The 19974-nt window shown below is 59.9% G+C and carries 19 protein-coding genes; 3 read left to right on the plus strand and 16 right to left on the minus strand.

What is annotated here, in order from left to right; translation table 11 throughout:
• Window positions 1-25: 25 nt before the first annotated feature.
• The 12 genes from ddpX to JMY24_RS28585 form a co-directional block, all read right to left on the minus strand.
• On the minus strand, window positions 26-592 hold the full coding sequence (ddpX, locus tag JMY24_RS28530) for a D-alanyl-D-alanine dipeptidase (protein ID WP_128596995.1): 567 nt from the start codon (window positions 590-592) through the stop codon (window positions 26-28).
• 5 nt (window positions 593-597) lie between these two features.
• Window positions 598-1476 (minus strand): sap1 transcriptional regulator SapR, encoded by an 879-nt coding sequence (gene sapR, locus JMY24_RS28535; protein WP_128596996.1) that lies wholly within the window; start codon window positions 1474-1476, stop codon window positions 598-600.
• A 352-nt stretch (window positions 1477-1828) separates the two neighbouring features.
• The gene (locus JMY24_RS28540) at window positions 1829-3520 is read right to left on the minus strand and encodes an alkaline phosphatase family protein (protein ID WP_128596997.1); all 1692 of its coding nucleotides are present in this window, start codon (window positions 3518-3520) and stop codon (window positions 1829-1831) included.
• A 206-nt stretch (window positions 3521-3726) separates the two neighbouring features.
• Window positions 3727-4404: a carbonic anhydrase gene (locus JMY24_RS28545; protein WP_128596998.1), complete on the minus strand. Its 678-nt coding sequence runs from the start codon at window positions 4402-4404 to the stop codon at window positions 3727-3729.
• Between the two features lie 119 nt (window positions 4405-4523).
• Window positions 4524-5864 carry an ArsB/NhaD family transporter gene (locus tag JMY24_RS28550; protein WP_128596999.1) on the minus strand — a complete coding sequence of 447 codons (1341 nt, stop codon included), beginning with the start codon at window positions 5862-5864 and terminating at the stop codon, window positions 4524-4526.
• Window positions 5865-5881: 17 nt separating this feature from the next.
• Complete coding sequence (locus JMY24_RS28555) at window positions 5882-6919, minus strand: amino acid ABC transporter substrate-binding protein (RefSeq protein WP_201703385.1); 1038 nt, start codon at window positions 6917-6919, stop codon at window positions 5882-5884.
• A 114-nt stretch (window positions 6920-7033) separates the two neighbouring features.
• Window positions 7034-7177, minus strand: coding sequence for a hypothetical protein (locus JMY24_RS28560; RefSeq protein WP_201703344.1), 144 nt, complete (start codon window positions 7175-7177; stop codon window positions 7034-7036).
• Window positions 7178-7338: 161 nt separating this feature from the next.
• Window positions 7339-7962: a hypothetical protein gene (locus JMY24_RS28565; protein WP_128597000.1), complete on the minus strand. Its 624-nt coding sequence runs from the start codon at window positions 7960-7962 to the stop codon at window positions 7339-7341.
• Between the two features lie 754 nt (window positions 7963-8716).
• The gene (locus tag JMY24_RS28570) at window positions 8717-9844 is read right to left on the minus strand and encodes a porin (RefSeq protein WP_128597001.1); all 1128 of its coding nucleotides are present in this window, start codon (window positions 9842-9844) and stop codon (window positions 8717-8719) included.
• A 270-nt stretch (window positions 9845-10114) separates the two neighbouring features.
• Window positions 10115-11746 carry an aldehyde dehydrogenase (NADP(+)) gene (locus JMY24_RS28575; RefSeq protein ID WP_128597002.1) on the minus strand — a complete coding sequence of 544 codons (1632 nt, stop codon included), beginning with the start codon at window positions 11744-11746 and terminating at the stop codon, window positions 10115-10117.
• Window positions 11743-12384: a cysteine hydrolase family protein gene (locus JMY24_RS28580; RefSeq protein ID WP_128597003.1), complete on the minus strand. Its 642-nt coding sequence runs from the start codon at window positions 12382-12384 to the stop codon at window positions 11743-11745. The genes JMY24_RS28575 and JMY24_RS28580 overlap by 4 nt, the downstream gene beginning before the upstream one ends.
• A 96-nt stretch (window positions 12385-12480) precedes the next feature.
• Entirely contained in the window at window positions 12481-13824 is a 1344-nt protein-coding gene (locus JMY24_RS28585; protein WP_128597004.1) for an epoxide hydrolase family protein, read from the minus strand.
• A gap of 250 nt (window positions 13825-14074) precedes the next feature.
• Between JMY24_RS28585 and JMY24_RS28590 the strand changes: the two genes are divergently transcribed.
• Window positions 14075-15022 carry a GlxA family transcriptional regulator gene (locus JMY24_RS28590; RefSeq protein ID WP_128597005.1) on the plus strand — a complete coding sequence of 316 codons (948 nt, stop codon included), beginning with the start codon at window positions 14075-14077 and terminating at the stop codon, window positions 15020-15022.
• 230 nt (window positions 15023-15252) lie between these two features.
• On the opposite strand, the gene JMY24_RS28595 is transcribed toward JMY24_RS28590, so the two are convergent.
• Window positions 15253-15711, minus strand: a complete 459-nt coding sequence (locus JMY24_RS28595) for a hypothetical protein (RefSeq protein ID WP_201703387.1) — start codon at window positions 15709-15711, stop codon at window positions 15253-15255.
• Window positions 15712-15935: 224 nt separating this feature from the next.
• On the opposite strand from JMY24_RS28595, the gene JMY24_RS28600 reads away from it, so the two are divergent.
• Together JMY24_RS28600 and JMY24_RS28605 are read left to right on the plus strand one after the other, a co-directional pair.
• Window positions 15936-16373: a response regulator gene (locus tag JMY24_RS28600; RefSeq protein WP_128584418.1), complete on the plus strand. Its 438-nt coding sequence runs from the start codon at window positions 15936-15938 to the stop codon at window positions 16371-16373.
• Between the two features lie 316 nt (window positions 16374-16689).
• On the plus strand, window positions 16690-17334 hold the full coding sequence (locus JMY24_RS28605; RefSeq protein ID WP_128597006.1) for a hypothetical protein: 645 nt from the start codon (window positions 16690-16692) through the stop codon (window positions 17332-17334).
• A 188-nt stretch (window positions 17335-17522) separates the two neighbouring features.
• On the opposite strand, the gene JMY24_RS28610 is transcribed toward JMY24_RS28605, so the two are convergent.
• The 3 genes from JMY24_RS28610 to JMY24_RS28620 all read right to left on the minus strand — a co-directional run bounded on the left by JMY24_RS28610 (window position 17523) and on the right by JMY24_RS28620 (window position 19944).
• The gene (locus JMY24_RS28610; RefSeq protein WP_128597007.1) at window positions 17523-18656 is read right to left on the minus strand and encodes a sensor histidine kinase; all 1134 of its coding nucleotides are present in this window, start codon (window positions 18654-18656) and stop codon (window positions 17523-17525) included.
• Between the two features lie 296 nt (window positions 18657-18952).
• On the minus strand, window positions 18953-19297 hold the full coding sequence (locus JMY24_RS28615) for a hypothetical protein (RefSeq protein ID WP_236597558.1): 345 nt from the start codon (window positions 19295-19297) through the stop codon (window positions 18953-18955).
• A gap of 290 nt (window positions 19298-19587) precedes the next feature.
• Window positions 19588-19944: a host attachment protein gene (locus JMY24_RS28620; RefSeq protein WP_128597011.1), complete on the minus strand. Its 357-nt coding sequence runs from the start codon at window positions 19942-19944 to the stop codon at window positions 19588-19590.
• Window positions 19945-19974 lie beyond the last annotated feature (30 nt).

The raw sequence follows: 19974 nt of genomic DNA on the forward strand, positions 1-19974 counted from the left end.
AACGGACAGCCTGAAACCTATCAAGTCACATCAACTTCAACGGGCCGCTTTCGCTGTTGTCTATCACGGGCAGCGCGCGCGACCCAGGCAATTCGTAATGCCACCATTCGCTTGCGATATGCGCAAAGCCGGCCGCGTGCATGATGCCGAGCAGCAGCAGGCGATTACGCTGCACGGATTGCGGCAGGCCCTGGTGGAAATGCTCGGAAGCCTTCACCATCTCGTCGAAACCGGTGCCCATGTCTAGTGGTTGACCGTCGCCGTCTATCAGCGTGAGGTCGACGGCCGTGCCCCGGCTATGGTTCGAGCCGCGGCCCAGTTCGGCTATGTAGGTCGGATCGGGCAGAAAGTCCCACAGCACCTGTTGCGCTTGCGGCGGCCGGTAGGCGTCGAAGATACGCAGCGTCATACCTGCGCTGTCGGCTAGCTCGACGGCTTTGCGCAACGCAGCTTCGGCGGGTTCGAGCAGCAGGCAATGCGCTTCGCGGTAGATCGGCTTGCCCGTGAAGTTGCGGGGCGTCGCATAGACGAGGTCGATATCGACGCGATGCGTGTCGTGGGTGATATGTATCAGGCGAGGCATGTCTGTCATGGCGGTCAGAATTCGAACTGATCGAGTTCGCGCTGCAGTTCGCGGTTGCGCGCAACGCGCTCGTCGATGGCCGGGCCGAGGCATTCGACGATCGAACTGAGCAGGAGATTGAAGAGACACGTGAGCGGTGCAAGCGAGTCCCAGAACTGGCCGACGTCCGTCTTTACTTGCAACAAATCGCAATTGAAGTCGCGCGCCCAGGGGCAATAGAGATCGGTGACGAGCGCGAAGGCGATGGCGCGCTGCGTTGCGGCTTCGCAATAACGGCGTGCAATTCGTGAATAGGCGCGCGTGTCCGTCACGATCAGGTAGGGCGAAGCAAACTCGGAGTTCAGTGAATCCACATACGAGCCCGACATACCGTCGGAATAGAACACACGTGGCCGCAGATATTCGAGGTAGCTGAAGAACGCATTCGATATGCCGCGGGTCGATTGAATGCCGACGATATAAACGGCGTCCGCAGTGGCAATACGCTCTGCGACCCGCCCAAACGCTTCGCTCCGTGCAAGCTGATAGACATAGCGTACGGCGTCGACTTCCAGCTCCATCGACCCGGCGAGTGCGTCGCCTTGCGGACTCATGCCGTGCGTGTCTTCTCGATGGCGCTCGCTGCGATATGCATCCAGGCGGTCAGTAATGAACCAGGGACGTGTTTGCGCACCGCGCAACTCGCGCTTCAGATCATCAAGATTGCGATAGCCGACGCTGCGCAGAAAGCGTCCAACGGAAATGCCGCTCGTTCCTGTTTGCTGTGCGATCTGATCGGCCGTTTCGAGACCGAGCCGGTCGAGATTCGCCAGCATATAGCTGGCAATGCGCTTGGCCGTCGGCGTGAGCGTCGTAAAGCTCTCTTTGACGGTATGGGCGAACGCAGTGGGCATCGGATCTTGTTCGTTAGTGTGCGTTACTTATCTGTCAGGGCGGCGTGCGCTGGTAGCTATCTGACAAGAACAATAAAGCAGGCGCTAACTTAATTTTTCAATCGAAGGCTTCTGGTCAATAGTTGGCTTGATGCGGGAGGGAGTGCGGTCTCAAACTGTTGATGCGTGGTTTGAGATCGCGTCTTGCGTATTTCTTCGCGGAGAGAACTCATCCGGAACCGACAGGAAAGCACTACAACGGGCCGGGCAAACCCCCGGGCCCGGTTTATAGGCGTGGCGTCAACCGTAAAGGTCAAAACCTGTGTCGAAGAACAGTCCTTCGAAGCGCGACAGCGTCCGCAGCCTGAACCGTCTAGAACCTTCGTGCGTCGAGACCCGGCAACGGCTGCGTGCCCTCCAACACCACTGCGTTGAGCAGCTTCGGATCGAGCCCGAGCACACGCAGTATCGTTGGCGCGACCTGCGTTGTCTGCACGCGCTCACCGACCTCCCGACCTGCACCTGAAGCACCGGGCACATAGACGACAAGGCCCAGGTGGCTGTCATCCGGCGCGTTGCCTCCGTGCTCCTCGTCCTTCTTGGTGCTAGTCGTGTAAATGACGCCGGGGTTCGGCTGAACGATGATGTCCGGTGTTCGGCCCCGCGCCGGATCGCCAAAGCGCGCGGCCAGCGGACGGCCGTACAGAATGTAAGCCTGCGGGCCGTCCGCGCAGATCCCAGGCGCGTTGCAACTCAGGTTGTCCTTGAGCGTCTTGACGGCGGCGGAGAGCTGACTCTGATCGCGCAGCCACACGAGCCCGACGTCGTCGGTCTGTATGAAGCCGGTACCTGTGAGTCCTGTCCCGTCATTGAGGCTGCCGCTTTTTGTATTCGCTTGTCCAATGTTGCCGCCTGGATCGAAATAGTTGCTTGATTCAAGCAGCTTGGACAGCGTGTCGCCGTTTTTCACCAGCTTCGAGTTGTCCGTGGGCGACTGGCCGTGCTTTGATGTGACGATGATCGCGGTGGACTGATAGAGGCCGCGCTGCTTCAATTCAGCCACCATTCGTCCAAGGGATGCGTCGATGTACGCGATGGCCGCTGCGACTTGCGGGCCGGGCGTGAAGCTCGCGTCCAGATAGCCACCGCCCTTGGCCACTGGCGCCTTCTGTGCGACGCTTAGCGTTTGGAAGTTGGTGCCGAGCACGGTCGGCATACCGGCCGCTGCATCGCCCTTCGATGTCTTGCCGTCGATCTGATTGATGATTGCCGCGACGTGGAAGTCATCGAACTTTTGAGTATGGTTGTAGACGTCTGTGTAGTCGGTGCCGGTCGCGGGGTCGATCGAGTTGATCTCGGTTCGCATGAGATCGTCGACGCCGCGTCCAGATGGGCCGTTCAGCCAGTCATAGCCCCACGCGTGCTTGTCCGCCCAGGCCGTGCGCGCGCCTGGTAGGTTTTGCTTGACGACTTCGAAGAGCGTGTTGGTCTTTACATAGTTATGCGGATAAACGGGCTTGCAAACCCCACCGATTTTTGCGTGAGGGATAGCCTGCGGATTGAATCCGCCACCGCCATCAAGATGCGTCAGTGCGCCGCCATTCTCGGCGTCGATGCCGGTGGTTTCGTCAAATACGACGTTCCAGCCTTGAGGACCGCTGCATGTCGAGTCCGAAGGCGCGTATAGCGTTCTGTCGTATGACACGTCGTAGAAAAGCCCTGCGCTCTTAGGTGACCCACCGGTAACGAGTGCGGCGAGGCCGGGGAAAGAGTCCGACAAACCCGGCGTATGAGCATCCGTGTAAGTGATGCCGGCCTTTGCAAGAAGCGCGATGTTGGGACATGAATTAGAAGCGATACATCGAGCTACGTCTTGTTCGTGCAAACCGTCGAAGCTGACGAGAAGCACATGCGCGACCTCAGTGTGCCTGCCGTCGCGATCGCCGTCCCGCCCGCGATGATGGTCCTCACCGGGAGATGCATTCGCTGCGCAAGATACCGCCAGCGTCAGGGCTACAGTGGAGAAGACGTCTTGCAAGGGCCATTGCGGTCTTCTTCGGTTCATGTCTCGTCCTTATTGATGGATAACAGAACAACCTGTGGGACCATCAATTTGCAACGAGTTTGCGTCGCGTCCGTGAACGTTGACTTTCGATTAGCTGTATTTCGCCGGGTTTGCGTAAGAATTTGTATGCGTGAAAGCGTTAGGCTTGCTTAAGGTTTCCTTAAGGATGTTTGTGATCGGCCGTTCGGCAGTAGCAAAAGCCGCTTTCACCGCCCGCGCGGGGCGAGGCGCGCAGCAAGGCGCTCAGCCAGCGCGCGGTCAATGACTTCGAATGAGCGGCTTGCCGGCTCATAGGCATACATGTCGCCGGTTGCGATGTCGAACCACCAACCGCTCAACACCAGCGTGCCGGCCGTCACCTGTTGGCGGACCATCGGGTAGGTCATCAGATGCTCGAGTTGCACAAGGACGTTGAGTTGCGAGAGTTGGTCGTGCGGCTTCAGTCGGTCGTCGAGCGGCCCTTCGTGTTCGAGACGGTACGTCGCGTCGTTGGCGTGGCAAAGCCATTTATCGAGGTTCGGCGCTTTCATCTTCGGATTGCGTGCATATACGGCTTTCATCGCACCGCATTCGGAATGCCCACACACGACAATGTTTGCGACTTCCAGCACCAGTACTGCGTACTCGATCGCACTTGCCTCGGACAGGTCGCCGGTCGAATCCCCTTCTGCAGTTGCCGGCGGTATCAGATTTCCGACATTGCGCATCGTAAAGAGATCGCCCGGATGAGTAGACACGAGCAGATCCGGCACAACCCGGCTGTCCGAGCACGTAATGAAGAGTGCATCGGCGGTTTGAGCAAGCGCGAGCTTACTGAACTGCTCCGCATATTGCGGTAGCATTTTTTCGCGGAATTCGACAATACCCATTATGAGTTTGCGCATCGCGTGTCTCCGAAACTAACATCCTGCACACCCTGCAGTCGGACAGTTCTTTCCCGGTTTATCTCGTTGCTAAACGATTCACACGAAGGAGCGCTGAGTCCCCCGGTATGCAGCGATCGTCACCTCAATAGCCGCGCGATAACGAGTACATACAAAGCCGACGCCGCAAGCTGCACCACTGTGATCGGCAGTCCGTATCGAAGGAACGTGCCAAAGGAGATGGGTTTTCCCTGGCGCGCGCAGATGCCTGCCGCAACAATGTTTGCGGCCGCGCCCACGAGCGTCGCGTTACCACCGAGGGTCGCGCCAAACATCATTCCGACGAATACAGGAATCGAATTAACAGGCCACTCGTGGAATCCGGCCGAAAGCGCCGTTTCCGGTACCACCTCGGCCATCACGAGATAACCCTTGACCATGACAATCGACGCTGCTGCGACCGGAACATTGGCAAGCAGGCTGGACAGCAACGCGATGCCGACAAGCAGCGTGAGCGCGACGTGGGTCAACTCCCCACCGAATAGTTGATATAGCTTTAATGCCAGTATCTGAAGCAACCCTGTCTTGGCCATGGCCTGCACGAGACAGAAGATGCTTGCAAGGAAAACAAGGGTTTTCCAATCGACGTCGCGCAGCACGTTCTCGGTCGGTTCGACTCGGGCGGCGAATCCCACTAACAGGGCCAACGCACTTGCGATTATTGCGACAGCGGGAGGCACGATGCGCGACGGCAAATCCTCGCCCACCACGAACAGGGCCACCATCATTAGAAGCACAGCTGCCACGAGCGCGGCGTAGACCGGCCGTTCGAGCCGTGTTGCCGCGGCGCGTTGCGGCAACGTGCGCCTCAGATTCCACAGATCTCGCATGAGCCACGGCAACAGCGGCACGATCATGAGGACCGCAATCACTCCGCCGAGCGACACGCGCCGCAGGTACTCGCCGAACGTCATCCCGATGGCGCTTCCGACGAGAAACGTCGCTGGGTCGCCGACCAACGTCAGCAAGCCGGCCGAGTTGCTGATGATTGCGGTAAGCAGCATCGGGCCGACGAAGTCAGTCTCCAGTGCGATGCATACCTTGATAATGATGGGCGCAAGAATAATTACTGTAGTCGCGTTCGGCAAGACCGCGCAAATCGGTGCGACCAACGCGATCAACAGGAGCAGAAACCGCTTACCGCTTCCATCTGTTGCGCGCAGATACACATTCCCGATGATATCGAAAAGGCCCGTAGTCGCGAGGATGCGCGCTACGATCATTCCGCCAAACAGCAAACCCAGCGGTCCGGCGCCCGTGCGGATCGCGCCCAGCAGATCCTGCTCATCCAGGATGCCCAGCGCGATCAGCAGGCAGGTACCTACCAATGCCGCGACAGCCATGTCGATCACGTCGAACGCGATCAGGAGAATGACCGCTGCGAACACCGATACGGTGATTATGGTTTGCAGTTGGCTCACGATTCCGCCCTGTTCTTCTAACGCAGAGGCGGCGCGTACATCAGGCCACCCTGGGTCGACAGCCGGTTCAAGCCCCGCTCGAGTTTCAGCGGAGTCCGAGGTCCAAGGTTCCGGTCGAACATTTCCCCGTAGTTGCCGACGCTTTGCACTGCGCGCGCCATCCAGCCTCGCTCAACGCCCAAACCGCGGTTGATCGCGTCGTCATCGCCAAGCGCCCGCTTCACGGCAGGATCGCCCAGTCGGTCATGCAGGTTCTCATGGGTTACGCCTAGTTCCTCCGCCGCCACAAGCGTGAAAAGGACCCAGCGCACGAGCGTCAGCCAGCTCAGATCGCTGCCACGCACGACCGGGCTGAGCGGCTCCTTGGCAATTCGCTCCGGCAAGATATCGGCAGCTTGCTGGCCGCCCGGCCCTTGGAGGCGTACGGCGACGAGATGTGAGAAATCCGCAGCGTAGGCGCTGCAACGCCCGGCGTAGAAAGCGCGGCTCGCTTCGATCGCAGAGTCGATCACCAGCGGCTTGATGTCTAACTGATTGTCGGCTGAATACTCACGCAGATGCACCTCAGTGGATGTACCTTTTTCCACGCACACCGTTGCGCTTTTGAGTCCCGCGGCGGTCTGCGCGCCACCAGATCTTCTGACGAGAAACGCCTGGCTGTCGTAGTAGAGAACGCCGGCAAACTGCACCTTCAGCGCGCTTTCCCGAAGCAGCGTCCATGTGGTGTTCCGCGCGAGGAGATCGATGATGCCTTCAGCCAGAGAAGGAAAGCGCGCCGATGCCTTAAGCGGTACGAAGGCCACTTTGGCAGGATCGCCAAGAGCCGCCGCAGCCACCGCGCGGCAAAAGTCTGCATCTATCCCGGACCAGTGCCCGGCACTGTCCTTGATGGAGAACCCTTCGATACCTTCGCTGACCCCGCACCGCACCACGCCTCGTGCACGTATTTGGGCTAACGTGTCGCCGTCCGCTGCGCAAGCGTTGTTGATCAGGCCGCCGAAATGAGCAAAGCAGACTACAAGCACGGCTGCGCCGCACTGTACGATGCGTGCCATGGTCAACTCCCGGACCGGCGTTAGCGATAGAAGTGGCTGCTATGGCAGCGCTCCTCCGTCGACAGGCCTCGTTTCGAAGGGCGGACCGTTTGACGCTGGTACGCAACAAGTACTCTAGCAGTCGGGATTGGTCACTGCCGCAAAAATGTGACCTTGCACGATCCTCTCGGTGCCGTCGCAACTGGAAAGGGCCTTGATCGGCGTCCGGCCTCCCAAGGCAGCCAAGATCACGTTGATGGCCTCGATGTCCAGAGGCATCGCGAGCACGGGCGGCCTTCGAATTGCGAGAACTCGGGCAAGCGACCCTATCGTCAGGCAGACGGTGCGGGAATTAAAGGACCACGAACTTTCGGCCAAGGTCGGGCTCAGCGCCGCTCATGTCAAGCGCCTCAGCAAGCGTGAGCCCATCTCGAACCCGGTTAGCGGAAGCCGTAGACAACGATCTTCTTCCCCTCGAAATTTTCTTGCACAGCTTGCTCGCAATATTGCGGGCACGTTACCGAGCCGTCTCCGCTCATGCCAGAGACAGTGACCGCCCTGTAAACAACGGATTCGACGAGCGTCCCATCCGCAGCGATGACCATGTTCAGGTCGGTTTCGACACCCGCCGGCACAGCTCCCCCGGCGGTATAAGTGATTTTCATGGTGCCGGTGCAATCGGAGTTCACTGAGTATGTTCCGATCTGGTTCGGATTGAAGGTCGTCAGGCCTCCTTTCGGCAGCCCGCCGATCATGCCGAAGTCGGTGCGCGTGAAGCTGCCCATGCCATCGAACGTCACGAGGGCGACGTCATCGAGAATCGACGTGGAGGCATAGGGAGCAACTTTATTGTTCGGTCCTATCAATCCGATGATTTCTCCGTGACCGGTGAATGCGTACGGTCCTCTGAGCGTTGCGTTCGAACAAAGGCCGCGTGAGCCGCCGTGTCCGTCATGTCCGTCGTGTCCGTCGTGATCACCGGGACCGCCGGCCTGCGCGGCGCCGCTGAGTAAGAGAAGCGCCACGGCGGTTGCCGACAGAATGCTCAATTGTTTGATCTTCACGATAATCTCCTTGTCACTCAGTCAGGCGCGAAACATCACGGCGCAGGGGCCCATTGCCTGGCGGGATGAGGCGCCCAATTCAAACGAAATGGAATTAGAGAATCGATGCAGTGATAGAGCTGCCGCTGTTTGCGGAAACGAGCGAGGAAAGAAAGAGGGCCGTCGGTGTTATTGGCTTTGGCGAACAGGATGCGAGAAAGCCTCGTCGTTGGCCAAGTAGTTAACTGGCGAAACGCTTCACCAAGCCGTAGTTTTGCTCGGTGTCGGCAGGCACGTGCAGAAGGGGTGCACGAAAGTCCGCGAAATTGTGACTTCGTGGGTCAGCCACGCTTTAATGTCGCATAGCAAGGAGGAGCGTAATCCACAATCTTTGCAGATGCCAAACGAATATCGGACAAAAGGCAGGCGCATTCAGAATCGCGTTGAGCGAATGATGGACTGTATCGAGTGATTTCCGACGACTTCGAAGGGGCCCCGTTGACGCGTGCTGGACCAAGGGCGACGTTCGGTTGAGCGTCCTCCAGACCATGTAAGTGACCCGTGGGGCCTGGTCGGCCACAAACGGGTCGTACACGGCCGCATGACGAAGATCTATCGACGAGCGGCGACGCGCCCTGTGGCGATTTCTAGAAAGAGCAGACGTGTGACATCGATGTCGCCCGCGCACCTGCACCTGGTCAAAAAAAACCCGTCCATATGGACGGGCTCAAATACTACGCGGAGAAACTCGCTAACCCCTTTGCGTCAGGCTTGCTCAGAAGCGCGTCAATATACCGACCGAACCCATGACCTGATTGCCCGTCGATGAAGCGCCGCCTGCGTTGTACATGACTGCGACGTTCTTGTTGCCCGTTGCATGCTGGTACATGGCCTCGGCATATAGCTCCGTACGCTTGGTCAGCGAGTAGCGCGCAATCGCGTTGACCTGATTCCACTTCGGATCGGCGCCGAACGACGTTGCACCACTCAGATGCGCATCCGTGTACGCGTAAGAAACGCCGAGCATGAGCGCTGGCGTAAGTGCGTACTTGCCATTGAGTTCGTAGTTGTCGAAGTGAGCGCCTCCATTGTTCAGCCCGAACGCGTTCGTATTCTGATATTGGCTGTGCGTGTAGACAAAGCCGACCGTCGCAGGGCCGAAGCCGTAGCTCACGCCCGCGCCGGCGGTACGCTGCACATCCGACGTCAGGCCACCTTTGAACTCGGTTGGATCAGCGGCACCCGTGGTATTCGGATTCGAAGCGCCCGAACCATTGACCTGCAAGTAGGCGGCAGCCACGTTCAAGCCGCCGAACTTGTAGCTGGCGCCCGCGCTGTACGCACGATTGACAGCAAAGCCGGTCTGGCTGTTGCTGAACGCATACATGCCACCGGCCTTGAAGCCGGCATAGTCGAGGCTGGTGAACTTGACCGAGTTATTGAAGCGAACGCTGTGTTGCAGGTTGTCGTTGTCATACGGATGCGCAAAACCCGAGTCACCGAACGGGCCTGCCGTGGCAGACAGCGGCGCGACGAAATCGACCATGGAGTCATACTGGCGGCCCAACGTGACCGTACCAAAAGTGCTGCTGCTCAGACCGACATACGCCTGACGACCAAACATCCGGCCACCCTGGCCGAGCGTGCCGTTATTGACGTTGAAGCCATTTTCGAGCACGAAGACGGCCTTGAGACCACCACCGAGATCTTCCGTGCCACGCAGGCCGAAGCGGCTACCGCTGATGTTGCCGCTCGCCAGCGCGACCCGGCTGCTTCCGCCGACGTTATTCGTGTATGTGATGCCGGCGTCGATGAGGCCGTACAGCGTAACCGAGGTCTGTGCATGGGCGGCCGATGCAGCAAGCGCAACGGCGACAGCGAGGGCGATGCGAATCTTTTTCATGAATTAACTCTAGCGTGTTGGAACTGCGTCAGAAAACAGCGTGGCGAGTATAGAACCGCCCGCGCAGCACGCCTCACTTCCGGTCTGGATTGGACCTTTGCGTTTTTCTGAAGTAATCCGCCACAAAACCGCCACAATTCTCGTGATATCCCAGCCGGCACGGCGCAGCGATTCTGTGCTTTATCCCACCGCTCGAGTCGCTGTTGTATCGAAGCGACGGTATTCGGGTTAGCCGACTTGCGCACATTTTGATCGCCGCGCTTTTGTCAGTCATATCGAGTCACATTCGCATACGGGTGATGGGATCTCCATGTCGTGAGCGATTGCCGCCAGAGACAGCTGCCCATCGGTGAGGCGCCAGATGCCGCGCGGATTGTCATGCTGCAACGCTTCCGGCAGCAGTTCATCCGGGAAGCCTTGGTAGCACACAGGTCGCAGGAAGCGCTCGATCGAACTCATGCCAACGGAAGTGAAGCGGCTATCCGACGTCGCGGGAAATGGTCCGCCATGAATCGATGCGTACGACACTTCTTGCGGATGCGCGAACGCATTAATGACGATGCGTCCCGTGCGGCGCTCAAGAACAGGCAACAGGTTGGCGGCGAGCGGATGATCGACCCGATCGAGCTGTATGGTTGCAGAGAGCTGCCCGCGAAACTGCCTGGCGATCGCGATCAGTTGCTCGACGTCCTTCACACGTACCAGTAGTGCTGCAGGGCCGAACACTTCTTCCGACAGGGACGGATCGTCGAGCATGCGTGCTCCGTCGACTTCGAAGAGCACCGCTTGACCGTCCCATGCACCTTGCGGCTCACCGCCCGCGGCAATCCGTTCGGCGCCCGCATTGCGCTGCCGCTCAACATTCTTGCGATACGCGGCGCAGATGCCCGGCGTCAGCATCGTGCGCGCCTGCATCGCTTCGACAGGAGCGGTCATCGCTCGCCTCAGGTCGATGTAGCCAGGACCGTCGATGGCGAGCAGGATTGCGGGCTTGAGGCAGGCCTGTCCGACGGTAACGAGCATACGCTCGATAAAGCCATGGCCGATCTCGGCGCCACGCGCAGCAAGCGCACCCGGGAGCACGAAAGTCGGATTGACGCTGGTCATTTCGGTGAAAACCGGGATCGGATCCGGACGTTGCTGTGCGCGCCGGAATAGCGCCATTCCGCCGCCTTCCGAGCCTGTGAACGTTACACCCTTGATGAGCGGGTGATCGACCAGTGCCTCGCCAATTTCATTACCGCCGCCGCGAACCAGAGAAAACACTCCCTCGTGAAGGCCCGAATCTCTGACGGCTTGCTGAATCACGCGGCCCATCAGTTCTGACGCGCCGGGATGCGCGTTGTGCGCTTTCACAATGACGGGACAGCCGGCGGCCAGCGCCGACGCGGTGTCGCCGCCAGCGACCGAATACGAGATGGGGAAATTGCTTGCGCCAAAGATCGCGACGGGACCCACTGCGATCTTCTGCGAGCGATGATCCATCCGGGGGCGCGGTTGACGCTCCGGCTGGGCCGGATCGATCGTTGCCTGGCGAAAGCGTCCCTGACGGACGACAGTCGCGAACTGGCGAAACTGAGTCGCGGACTTCGCGGCTTCCGCTTCGAGCTGAGCGACGGGCAAGGCGGTTTCGAGCGACGCGCGTTGTGCGAGTTCCGGCGTGATCGCGTCGAGTCCGTCGGCAATGCGCTCGAGGAACGCGGCGCGGTCCGCCAGGCTCGTGTTGTTATAGCTGTCGAATGCGTCGTCGGCCAGTCGTGCCGCGCGATCGACTTCCGCGCTGCCGCCAAATGCAAAGGACGGTTCGATCTCGACGTTCGTCGCAGGATTAAGCGACTTCATGCTACCGGCGGTTGCGCCCACTTCTTGCGCGCCGATAAGCAGATTGCCATTGAGTTTCACGATTCGTCTCCTTGCGATTCAGGAAGTGCGGCAATCAACTCGGCCGTCGTCAGGATTTCATGGGCGAAGGTTGGGCCGTTCAGTTCGTGCGCGGCATGCATCATCTCCGGCTTGAAGGCGGCGGTCGCATCGCGCACGAGCGTGACGTGGTAGCCGAGTTCCGTCGCGTAGCGGGCGGTCGCTTCGATGCAGGTATTCGCCAGCAGGCCGACCACGATCACATGCGTGATGCCCTTCTGCCTGAGCTGGTAATCGAGGTCGGTATTGGCGAACCCGCTCGAGCCCCAGTGCTCCTTGGCGATGATGTCGCCACTCCTGGGCGCGAAGTCGGGATGCCATTCGCCGCCCCATTCGCCGCGCGCGAAGTGATGGCCGTGCATGACCTTGACCTGGTTCGGATTGGGATGGTCCCAGCTTTCGTAGTCGCCCGGCTCCCAACGGCGGTGCGGTACGATGACCACGGGAATGTTGCGGGCGCGGACGGCGCGGTCCAGCGCGCGCAAATTGTCGAGCAGGCCGACCTTCTGGGCAATCGGTTCGACAAAGGGATAGACCTTTCCGCCTTCCGACAGAAAGTCGTTGTAGGGATCCACCAGCAGGTAAGCGGTGCGATCAATGGGGTATTTCACTTCGGTCATGGAATTTCTCCGACGATTGTTAGGTAAGTGTTTCGGTTTCCTGAGTAAGCGCGGAAGAGATGGCGCCGGAACGACGCCGTCCGTTTCCAGCGATTTCTAACGCAGCGGCCTGAAGGCCGCCCTAAGTTCCTGGGCGAAGATCATCGGCTGCTCCCACGCGGCGAAGTGGCCGCCTTTTTCTGCCCGGTGGTAATAGACGAGATTTGGGTAGGCTTTCTCTGTCCAGCTCCGTGGCGCCTGATATTGCTCGCCGGGGAACACGCTCACGGCCACTGGAATCTTGACGCCTTTGGCGTTGAAAAAGCCGCCCTTATATTCCCAGTAGAGACGGGACGCGGACACCCCGGTATTCGTCAGCCAGTACAGCGTGATGTTGTCGAGGATCTCGTCACGCGTCAGTTCGCCTGTGGCGCTCGTGGTCCGGTTCAGAGCCGAGACGACAGCCGCGGCCGGCTGGCCATCGGCATCGTTGTGATCGAGCAGCCATGCGGCGAGGCCGACGGGTGAATCGGCAATGCCGTAGAGCGTCTGCGGGCGCGATCCCATCAAGCGGGCGTAGTCAACTTCCTTGAAGGTCAGGGCGAGCTGCTCGTAGGCGCGTTTCTCCTCCGCTGACAAACCGGCTGGCGCCGGCGCGCCGATCTGAAGCGCCTTGTCGACCTCGGCTGGAACCGTCGCGGGCATGTTGGTGTGGATGCCGAGCAGTCCCTGAGGCGCCTGCAAACCCATTTGATCGACGACAAACGCACCCCAGTCGCCGCCTTGAGCGACGTAGTGCGTATATCGGAGACGGCGCATCAGTTCCGCCCAGGCGCGGGCCATGTGCTCGGGCCCCCAGCCGGTGGCCGTCGGCTTACCGGAGAAACCGTAGCCCGGCATCGAGGGGATGACGACATCGAACGAGTCTTCGGCCTTCCCGCCATGCGCTACGGGGTCGGTTAACAACCCGATGAGCTTGGTCTGCTCGAGCACGGAGCCGGGCCAGCCGTGGTTGATGATCAATGGAAGCGCATTGGGGTTCTTCGAACGAACATGGATGAAGTGAATGTCCACCCCGTCGATGGTCGTCACGAACTGCGGAAGGGCATTCAGCTTCGCTTCAGCCTTGCGCCAGTCGTAGTCCGTCGCCCAATAGCGCGCGAGTTCCTGCATGGTCGCGAGCGGCACGCCCTGCGAAGAATCTGTGACGGTCTCCTTTTCGGGCCATTGCGTGGCGGCGATCCGGCGGCGAAGCTCGTCAATGGCTTCCTGCGGCACATGGATCTTGGGAAACGGACGGATCGAGTCGTCTTCAGCCGTTGCACGCAGTGTCGCGGAAGGTTGCTCCGCGACCGGAGCGGCATGGGCGTAACTCAAGGCAGCGGTCAGGACAATGCCGAGGGCAGCCGCCGTCGACGCAAGAAAGCTGCGCCGGGTTGGCGCTGGGGATACTATAAACATGATCATTTTCCGAAGAAGCGCACGCGAGTCTGCGGCGCGCGCAGGGTTATGTGCTGCGTCAGCGTTATCGAAGGCAGATGTTCACTGCGCGGCGGTGTAGGGCGGCGCGGGGACCTTGCGCTTGCGTCATGATTTCACTCCTGGTTCGTGCGGTTGCCGGATGGCGTGAGTGAATTCTGGCTCGTATTGCCCGTGACGCAAATGACGCATAGGGTCGTTTTTCAGGACATACCTTCGACGGAGGGCGGACATGCACCGCGTCGGTTATCTGCTGAGTGACGGTTTTCAGATGATGGCGCTCGCGACCCAGACAGTCTTCGAGTACGCCAACATCGCGGCCGGCGATGCCTTCTATCAAGTGGAGAATTTCGCGGTGGCGGGCGGGGACGTGCGTTCGTCGCTGGGGATGACCGTCAGCGCGCGCTCATTGACTACGCATAGCGAGATCGACACATGGATCCTCGTGGGCGTCAACGATCCGCTCACGTCGCATCCATCCCCCGCTGTGGTCGCCTTCTTGCACAAGGCCAGCAGACGGGCACGGCGTATCGGGGCGATCTGCACCGGCGGGTTCGTAGCAGCGGAGGCGGGTTTGCTCTCGGAGCGGCGCGCCACGACGCACTGGGCGTACGCACGGGAGATGCAAAAGCGTTTTCCGGACATTCGTGTGGAGGACGACCGCATCTACATCGTCGATGGCCCGATGTGGACGTCTGCCGGAATGACGGCCGGACTTGATCTCGCGCTGGCGATGGTTGAGAAGGATCTGGGAGCGGACGTGGCGCGCTCGGTCGCGCACAAGCTGGTGATGCACCAACACCGTTCGGGAGGACAGTCGCAGCATTCCGAAATACTCGACCTCGCGCCGAAGTCTGACCGCATCCAGAACGCGTTGAACTACGCGCGCAAGAACTTGAGCCGGGCGCTGACCGTCGAGGAACTGGCTGAAAAGGTCAACCTGAGCCCGCGCCAGTTCAGCCGCGTATTCACGCTGGAGACGGGGCAATCACCCGCTAGAGCCATCGAAGGACTGCGCCTGGAGGCTGCGCGGCTGATGATCGAGAAAAGCCGGCATCCGCTGGATGTGATCGCGAGGGAGACGGGCTTTCGCGATCGACGTCATATGCGCGAAGCCTTTATGCGTGGGTTTGGCCTGCCCCCGCAGGCGGTACGGCGCGAAGCGCGCAGCCCGGCATGAAGCGATGTCGTTCATGCTGCTTGGGCGTTCGCACGCGCCATCATCTTTTTGCCGCGCTCATAGAGGAAGGGCAAACGACTGTGGCGGCCAGCGAAATTGTGCACTGGCGCTGGGTCAAGGTGCCGGACATAGCGACCTGCGACACAAGCACCTTGCACTGGGGGAGCCTGGGCGGGCGATGCCCTGCGATGAGTGCAGCGAGCTTAAGCCGCAGGTTGCGACATAGTCACTCAGGATTTCGTGGGGCGCCCCGTCTTCACCTGCTCTACTGCCGAGACTGCGGCGAGCAAGCGCTTCTGTGCTGCCGATTCGAGCATCAGCAGCCCCGCGCGCAGGAGTTCGCTCTTCTTGACAGAGACGCCCGCCGCCAGGCACTTCTGTTTGAGTGCTGCGATCTTCTCGTAGTCGGACTTCGGCATGGTGAAGCTGTCGCGTACGACCTTGTCCTTTTTCGCGCGCTTCGCTTTCGTGCCGCCCGCTGCTTTCACCGGGCTTGCCTCGACCTTGGCCGGCGCCGCCTCGACTTCGACGGCCACCTTGGGCGCCTTGTTAGTGGATGCTTTCTTTCTGGTCACGACCGCGTTCGGAGCTACGGGCTGCGCTTCGCCGTTTTCCGTCTGTGCGTCATCGGCTGTCTTGGGGAAATGGAATGCTTTTTTAGTTGCTTTTTTGGTGGTCGCCTGCGTCATCATGGGCCTCATTGCCAATATCGGTATAAACAGTATATACCGTTTATATGCGAGAGCCGGACGGCGGCGGACGCTTCCCCTAGAGGCGGGAGCGGCATCGCCTTTCTTCAGCTTGAGGTTATCTCCGGTTCCCACGCGGCAGGCAGTCAGAAAGCGTTGCCAGGAGCGTCGTACGAGATGGCATAGCCGTTGCTGGAAATAAAGAGTGCAACTGGGCTCTCGCTATGTCTGTCATCCTGATCGTCGACGACGATTCCGATTCGTTATGGCTTCTTCAAGTTGTTCTGGAGGGACGAGGCCATCACGTTGTACTCGCTGACGATGGACAGCGGGCGCTGGAAATCGCAGGTCGTTGTCTTCCTGATGTAATCGTTACCGACTGGAACATGCCGCACATGGATGGGAACGTCTTGTGTGAGCGCCTTCGGTGCTATCCGGCGCTGGCCCTGATTCCGGTCATCATGATGTCGGCGCGATCGCCGCCGCAGGATACAGCTAGACTATGGAATGTTTTCCTTCGCAAGCCATTCGATATCGAAGCGCTCGCAGCGGCCGTCGACTCATTCGCGACCAGGCGCTTGGAAAATAATTCAAATCGGGCGCATTGTGGCGCCGCGCCGTTATCCAGGTGGTCTGGGACAGCGATGAAGTACTGGGCCTAGCAGCGTGGCACTTGGGGCGGCGCATAGTCGCTTCCAAAACAGGTTTCGTGCGGTTTCCAGTGACGCTCTGACGCCGCTTACATGGTCGGAGCTGCCATTGAACACGCTTAGCCCGAAGGTGCGTTCAGGTCGGATACGGTGTTGGTTCCCGGGTTCTGGTGTCTCCTTTCCTCGATAACCGCAGTCCAAAAGAGAGGGCTAGCGAGCGGCCTATAATTTCCCGTCCGCACACGCACATCCTCTGATTCTATGTGGAGCGGTCCATACCGGACGTTATGCCGTAGGCGTTCGCGACAACCTTGCTGCAGAGAAACCAATGAAGAAAGGAAAGACAAAACTTACCCGCCATGATGCTGAGCGCCTTTTCGAGGGACTGCCTGCCGGAAAGGTAAGCGCATCGAGCCGGCCCGAGAACCCGTTCGAAGCAGGGGTGTTCGACGTGGTCAAGCGCGTCGACGACGAGACCAAACTCTGGAAAGACAACCTCATTTCTCTTCCGATGGCGATCGAGCTGCCTGCTGGCTACGAGTCGGTATCCCGCATGCGGGAGTCGATGGCGAAGGCATGGCGCGTGAAGTGGGTGAGGGAAGGTAAGAGCGAAGTTGTCACTGAGTTTCCTGAAGGCTGGACCGCCGTTCGCCCGGGAAATGGACCCATCGAGCTGCGAGATCCCTCCGGCGTGGTCCGCGCCTTTTACGGGTGGGCCGAAGATGCTGAGCTCAAGATTTTGCCGCGGTATCTGGTTGAGTCACAGGCGAACAGTTCAAGCGGACTAGGCAGCCTGGTTGTTCGTGATCGCGCGAAGGGTCAAATTCTTCAGAGGTCGTCGAACTGGTCCGCCCGAACTGGTACCAACCATCCAGATTGGAGCATGCTGACCGCGTGGCTCGATTTGCACTATCCACAACATCGCGATCCGTTTCGGTACTGGGAGGATTGCGAGCAAAACATCCACGAGTGAGCCACTTTTTGCAGGCTCTGTAAAACGGCGACGAAGCGGGCGTGCTGCGGCTGCGCACTGTACCGGCGCAATCGCAGTCATTGCGCATGCCGCGCTGCATGAGGCTCAGGCGCACTTCCAGCTCACCGGGACCGTTTTTGACGGTTATGCGCGGAAAAGCTGTGCACCCTGCCAACTGCTCGCGATAATCACCGCGCTTGTCCGGTAACTGCATGTCGGGGCAGGCACACTGTGAAGACAGTCTCGCGTTCGTCCGACCGCACGTCAATCGTGCCGCCGTGCGCTATGGCAATCTCACGGGAGATGTACAGTCCGAGACCGAGACTGCCGCCCTGCGCGGCTCCGGCATCCGGGCCACGCTGGAGCGGGTCGAACATCCGTTGGAGCAGCGACGGTTCGATGGCGGCACCTGCATTCTTCACCTCGAATCGGATTTCCGTCTCGTCGCCTGTCATCACCACCCGCACCGGTGTGTCATGCGAGCCATATCTGAGGGCATTCACGACCAGGTTACCCAGCACCTGCTGCAGACGCCGACCGTCGCACACTCCCCGCAGGCTGGCGGGTACCTCCAGCACGATGAGGCGGTCGGGATGAGCCGCACGCAACTGGTCCGTCTCGTCGGCAAGAACGGTCACAAGGTCGACGTCGGTCGGCGCGATCCTGATTCCCAAACCCAGCTCGGTCCGGTTGAAATCACTCAGATCGTCGAGCAGCGCCTGCATCCGGGCACCGGTACGGATCAAACGGTTTGCGGCGGCCGATACACCTTCGCCGGCATTCATTCTTGCAAGCAGTGAAGCCGTCGCCTGGATAGTCTGTAGCGGGCTGCGCATGTCGTGGCCGAGCATCCCGAGGAACAGGTTGCGCTCCCGCTCCACTTCTGCGCTGAAAGAACGGACCGATTCGGCAACCGCCTGGTCCAGCGCCTCATTGAAACGGATGATGTCGTCCAGATGGGGCACTTCAGGCAGGCAATCATCCATCCACAACTGAAGCACGCTCGCGCGAAGCGCACGGTATTCGGCGGCCAACTGGTTGATGTTAAAACCGCTTCGCGCGCGCAGAATGGCGTGCGTTTGTGCCGCGGTGTGCGGCGCACCCTCGACCTGCGGGGCACGCCCCCATGCCTTCTGCGCCTGCGCTTGCCTGGTCTGCGAGGTCGACAGGTCGGCCACCACCGCCTCAAGCAGCGGCCGGGCATGATCACGTAAAGCCAGGGAATCCATGCTCGCCGCCGCTGGCAGCAAAGTCAGGGCGAACGCTTCCCATTGCACCAGGATACGCTCGATATCGCGCACGATAAAATCCGCCAGTCGCATGTCCTTCCTTGAAGACGCAGAATAGCGTTTGGACTTCCCGGTTGCGGCTGGTCCTCCCTTTATGAGAACCGGGTCCGCGGGGTGTAACCACCTGCTGGAACAGCTGCCGCAGACTCATCCGCCCGACGACGGTGATTGTAGCAATGGAAGCCCCGTTCATCGGATGCCTAGCCAACGCATCGAAATCCGGAGCAGCATATCGGATTGGCGATATGGTTTCCTCCCTATCATCGCGACACGCAAGGCGACCGTCAACAGAACTGGCAGGGCCGACGAACCCACAATGCAACTCGCGGCTACGTCGCCATACCCAGCGTACGGACGAGATCAGCCAGCCGGTACGGTTTATGGATAAATGCAAAGTCGTCCAGATGGCCGTGCTGTGACCTGAGGGCGGGAAGAGGGTACCCCGAGGCGAGCGCGATCCTGACCTCCGGCCGAAGGTCGCGCGTCGAACGCGCGAGCTGGATGCCATCGAATCCCTTGGGCATCACGACATCGGTGAACAGGACGTGGATATCGTCGCGACAACTCAGCGCATGCGTATCCAGTGCCGGGCCGGTCAACGTGTCTGCGTCGCCGGATGTGTCACGGCAAGGCGTCGTCAGGAGTCCGAGTGTCCGTTCGCCGCTGGCGGTCATTCACTCTTCAGTTGATCGGCAGCGCGGGCTAACTGTCAGCCTGCGCCACTGGATAGCCGCACTTCTAACGCTGTAAGCCGATCTTTGGGTGAACCCTCCCGTGGACACTGGTCGCGCTGCAACCCGGCGAGCGGAAAACCGGATGCGTGCTCGCGTTCGCCCGCTTGACGATGGCTGATATTGTCGGAAGCAAGCGGGGAAAGCGCCCTGGTAGAGAGGCATATATCTCGTGACCAGGGCCCTTTAATAGATGACGCATTTAATGCGGCCTACGACCGCGCAGCGCGCCGTCAATGTTTTTGCAGGTGCGCTTGAATTTCCCGCGCATCAAGGGCCGAGAGATCTTCGTTGATCTCTTCGAAAATCATCTGACGCGTTTCCTCGCTCAGACGCGCGCGCAGCATCCCGAGAAACTTCGGCTCCACGGCGAATCGCAATCGCTGGTACCGGTGATGAAGCCGTCCCTGTTCGACGTAGTCGGCGACAGTTTTCGCAAATTTTTCGCGATCCTTCTCGGTCAGCGCCGGTCCACTTGGGACGACATTGACAAGGTCTTCGATTTCCCGCAAGTCCAGTTTAAGTCCCGGTGTCTCGAAGATTCGTGCACGGCTGCCGTCGGCAACGACAACCCAAGTAGTGACAACCATGGTGCGCCTCTCAGCATGATCGGTCGCCGA

The organism is Paraburkholderia kirstenboschensis (assembly GCF_904848585.1).
GTDB classification, from domain to species: domain Bacteria; phylum Pseudomonadota; class Gammaproteobacteria; order Burkholderiales; family Burkholderiaceae; genus Paraburkholderia; species Paraburkholderia kirstenboschensis.

Bases quoted from the DNA above. Each gene is read 5' to 3' on its own strand.
- JMY24_RS28600 (WP_128584418.1), top strand. From the start codon at position 15,936: ATGTCTGTCATCCTGATCGTCGACGACGATTCCGATTCGTTATGGCTT.
- JMY24_RS28595 (WP_201703387.1), bottom strand. From the start codon at position 15,711: ATGACGCAGGCGACCACCAAAAAAGCAACTAAAAAAGCATTCCATTTC.
- JMY24_RS28590 (WP_128597005.1), top strand. From the start codon at position 14,075: ATGCACCGCGTCGGTTATCTGCTGAGTGACGGTTTTCAGATGATGGCG.
- JMY24_RS28545 (WP_128596998.1), bottom strand. From the start codon at position 4,404: ATGCGCAAACTCATAATGGGTATTGTCGAATTCCGCGAAAAAATGCTA.
- JMY24_RS28540 (WP_128596997.1), bottom strand. From the start codon at position 3,520: ATGAACCGAAGAAGACCGCAATGGCCCTTGCAAGACGTCTTCTCCACT.
- JMY24_RS28585 (WP_128597004.1), bottom strand. From the start codon at position 13,824: ATGTTTATAGTATCCCCAGCGCCAACCCGGCGCAGCTTTCTTGCGTCG.
- JMY24_RS28605 (WP_128597006.1), top strand. From the start codon at position 16,690: ATGAAGAAAGGAAAGACAAAACTTACCCGCCATGATGCTGAGCGCCTT.
- JMY24_RS28560 (WP_201703344.1), bottom strand. From the start codon at position 7,177: ATGCCTCTGGACATCGAGGCCATCAACGTGATCTTGGCTGCCTTGGGA.
- JMY24_RS28580 (WP_128597003.1), bottom strand. From the start codon at position 12,384: ATGACCGAAGTGAAATACCCCATTGATCGCACCGCTTACCTGCTGGTG.
- JMY24_RS28555 (WP_201703385.1), bottom strand. From the start codon at position 6,919: ATGGCACGCATCGTACAGTGCGGCGCAGCCGTGCTTGTAGTCTGCTTT.
- JMY24_RS28610 (WP_128597007.1), bottom strand. From the start codon at position 18,656: ATGCGACTGGCGGATTTTATCGTGCGCGATATCGAGCGTATCCTGGTG.
- JMY24_RS28570 (WP_128597001.1), bottom strand. From the start codon at position 9,844: ATGAAAAAGATTCGCATCGCCCTCGCTGTCGCCGTTGCGCTTGCTGCA.
- sapR (WP_128596996.1), bottom strand. From the start codon at position 1,476: ATGCCCACTGCGTTCGCCCATACCGTCAAAGAGAGCTTTACGACGCTC.
- ddpX (WP_128596995.1), bottom strand. From the start codon at position 592: ATGACAGACATGCCTCGCCTGATACATATCACCCACGACACGCATCGC.
- JMY24_RS28620 (WP_128597011.1), bottom strand. From the start codon at position 19,944: ATGGTTGTCACTACTTGGGTTGTCGTTGCCGACGGCAGCCGTGCACGA.
- JMY24_RS28615 (WP_236597558.1), bottom strand. From the start codon at position 19,297: ATGACCGCCAGCGGCGAACGGACACTCGGACTCCTGACGACGCCTTGC.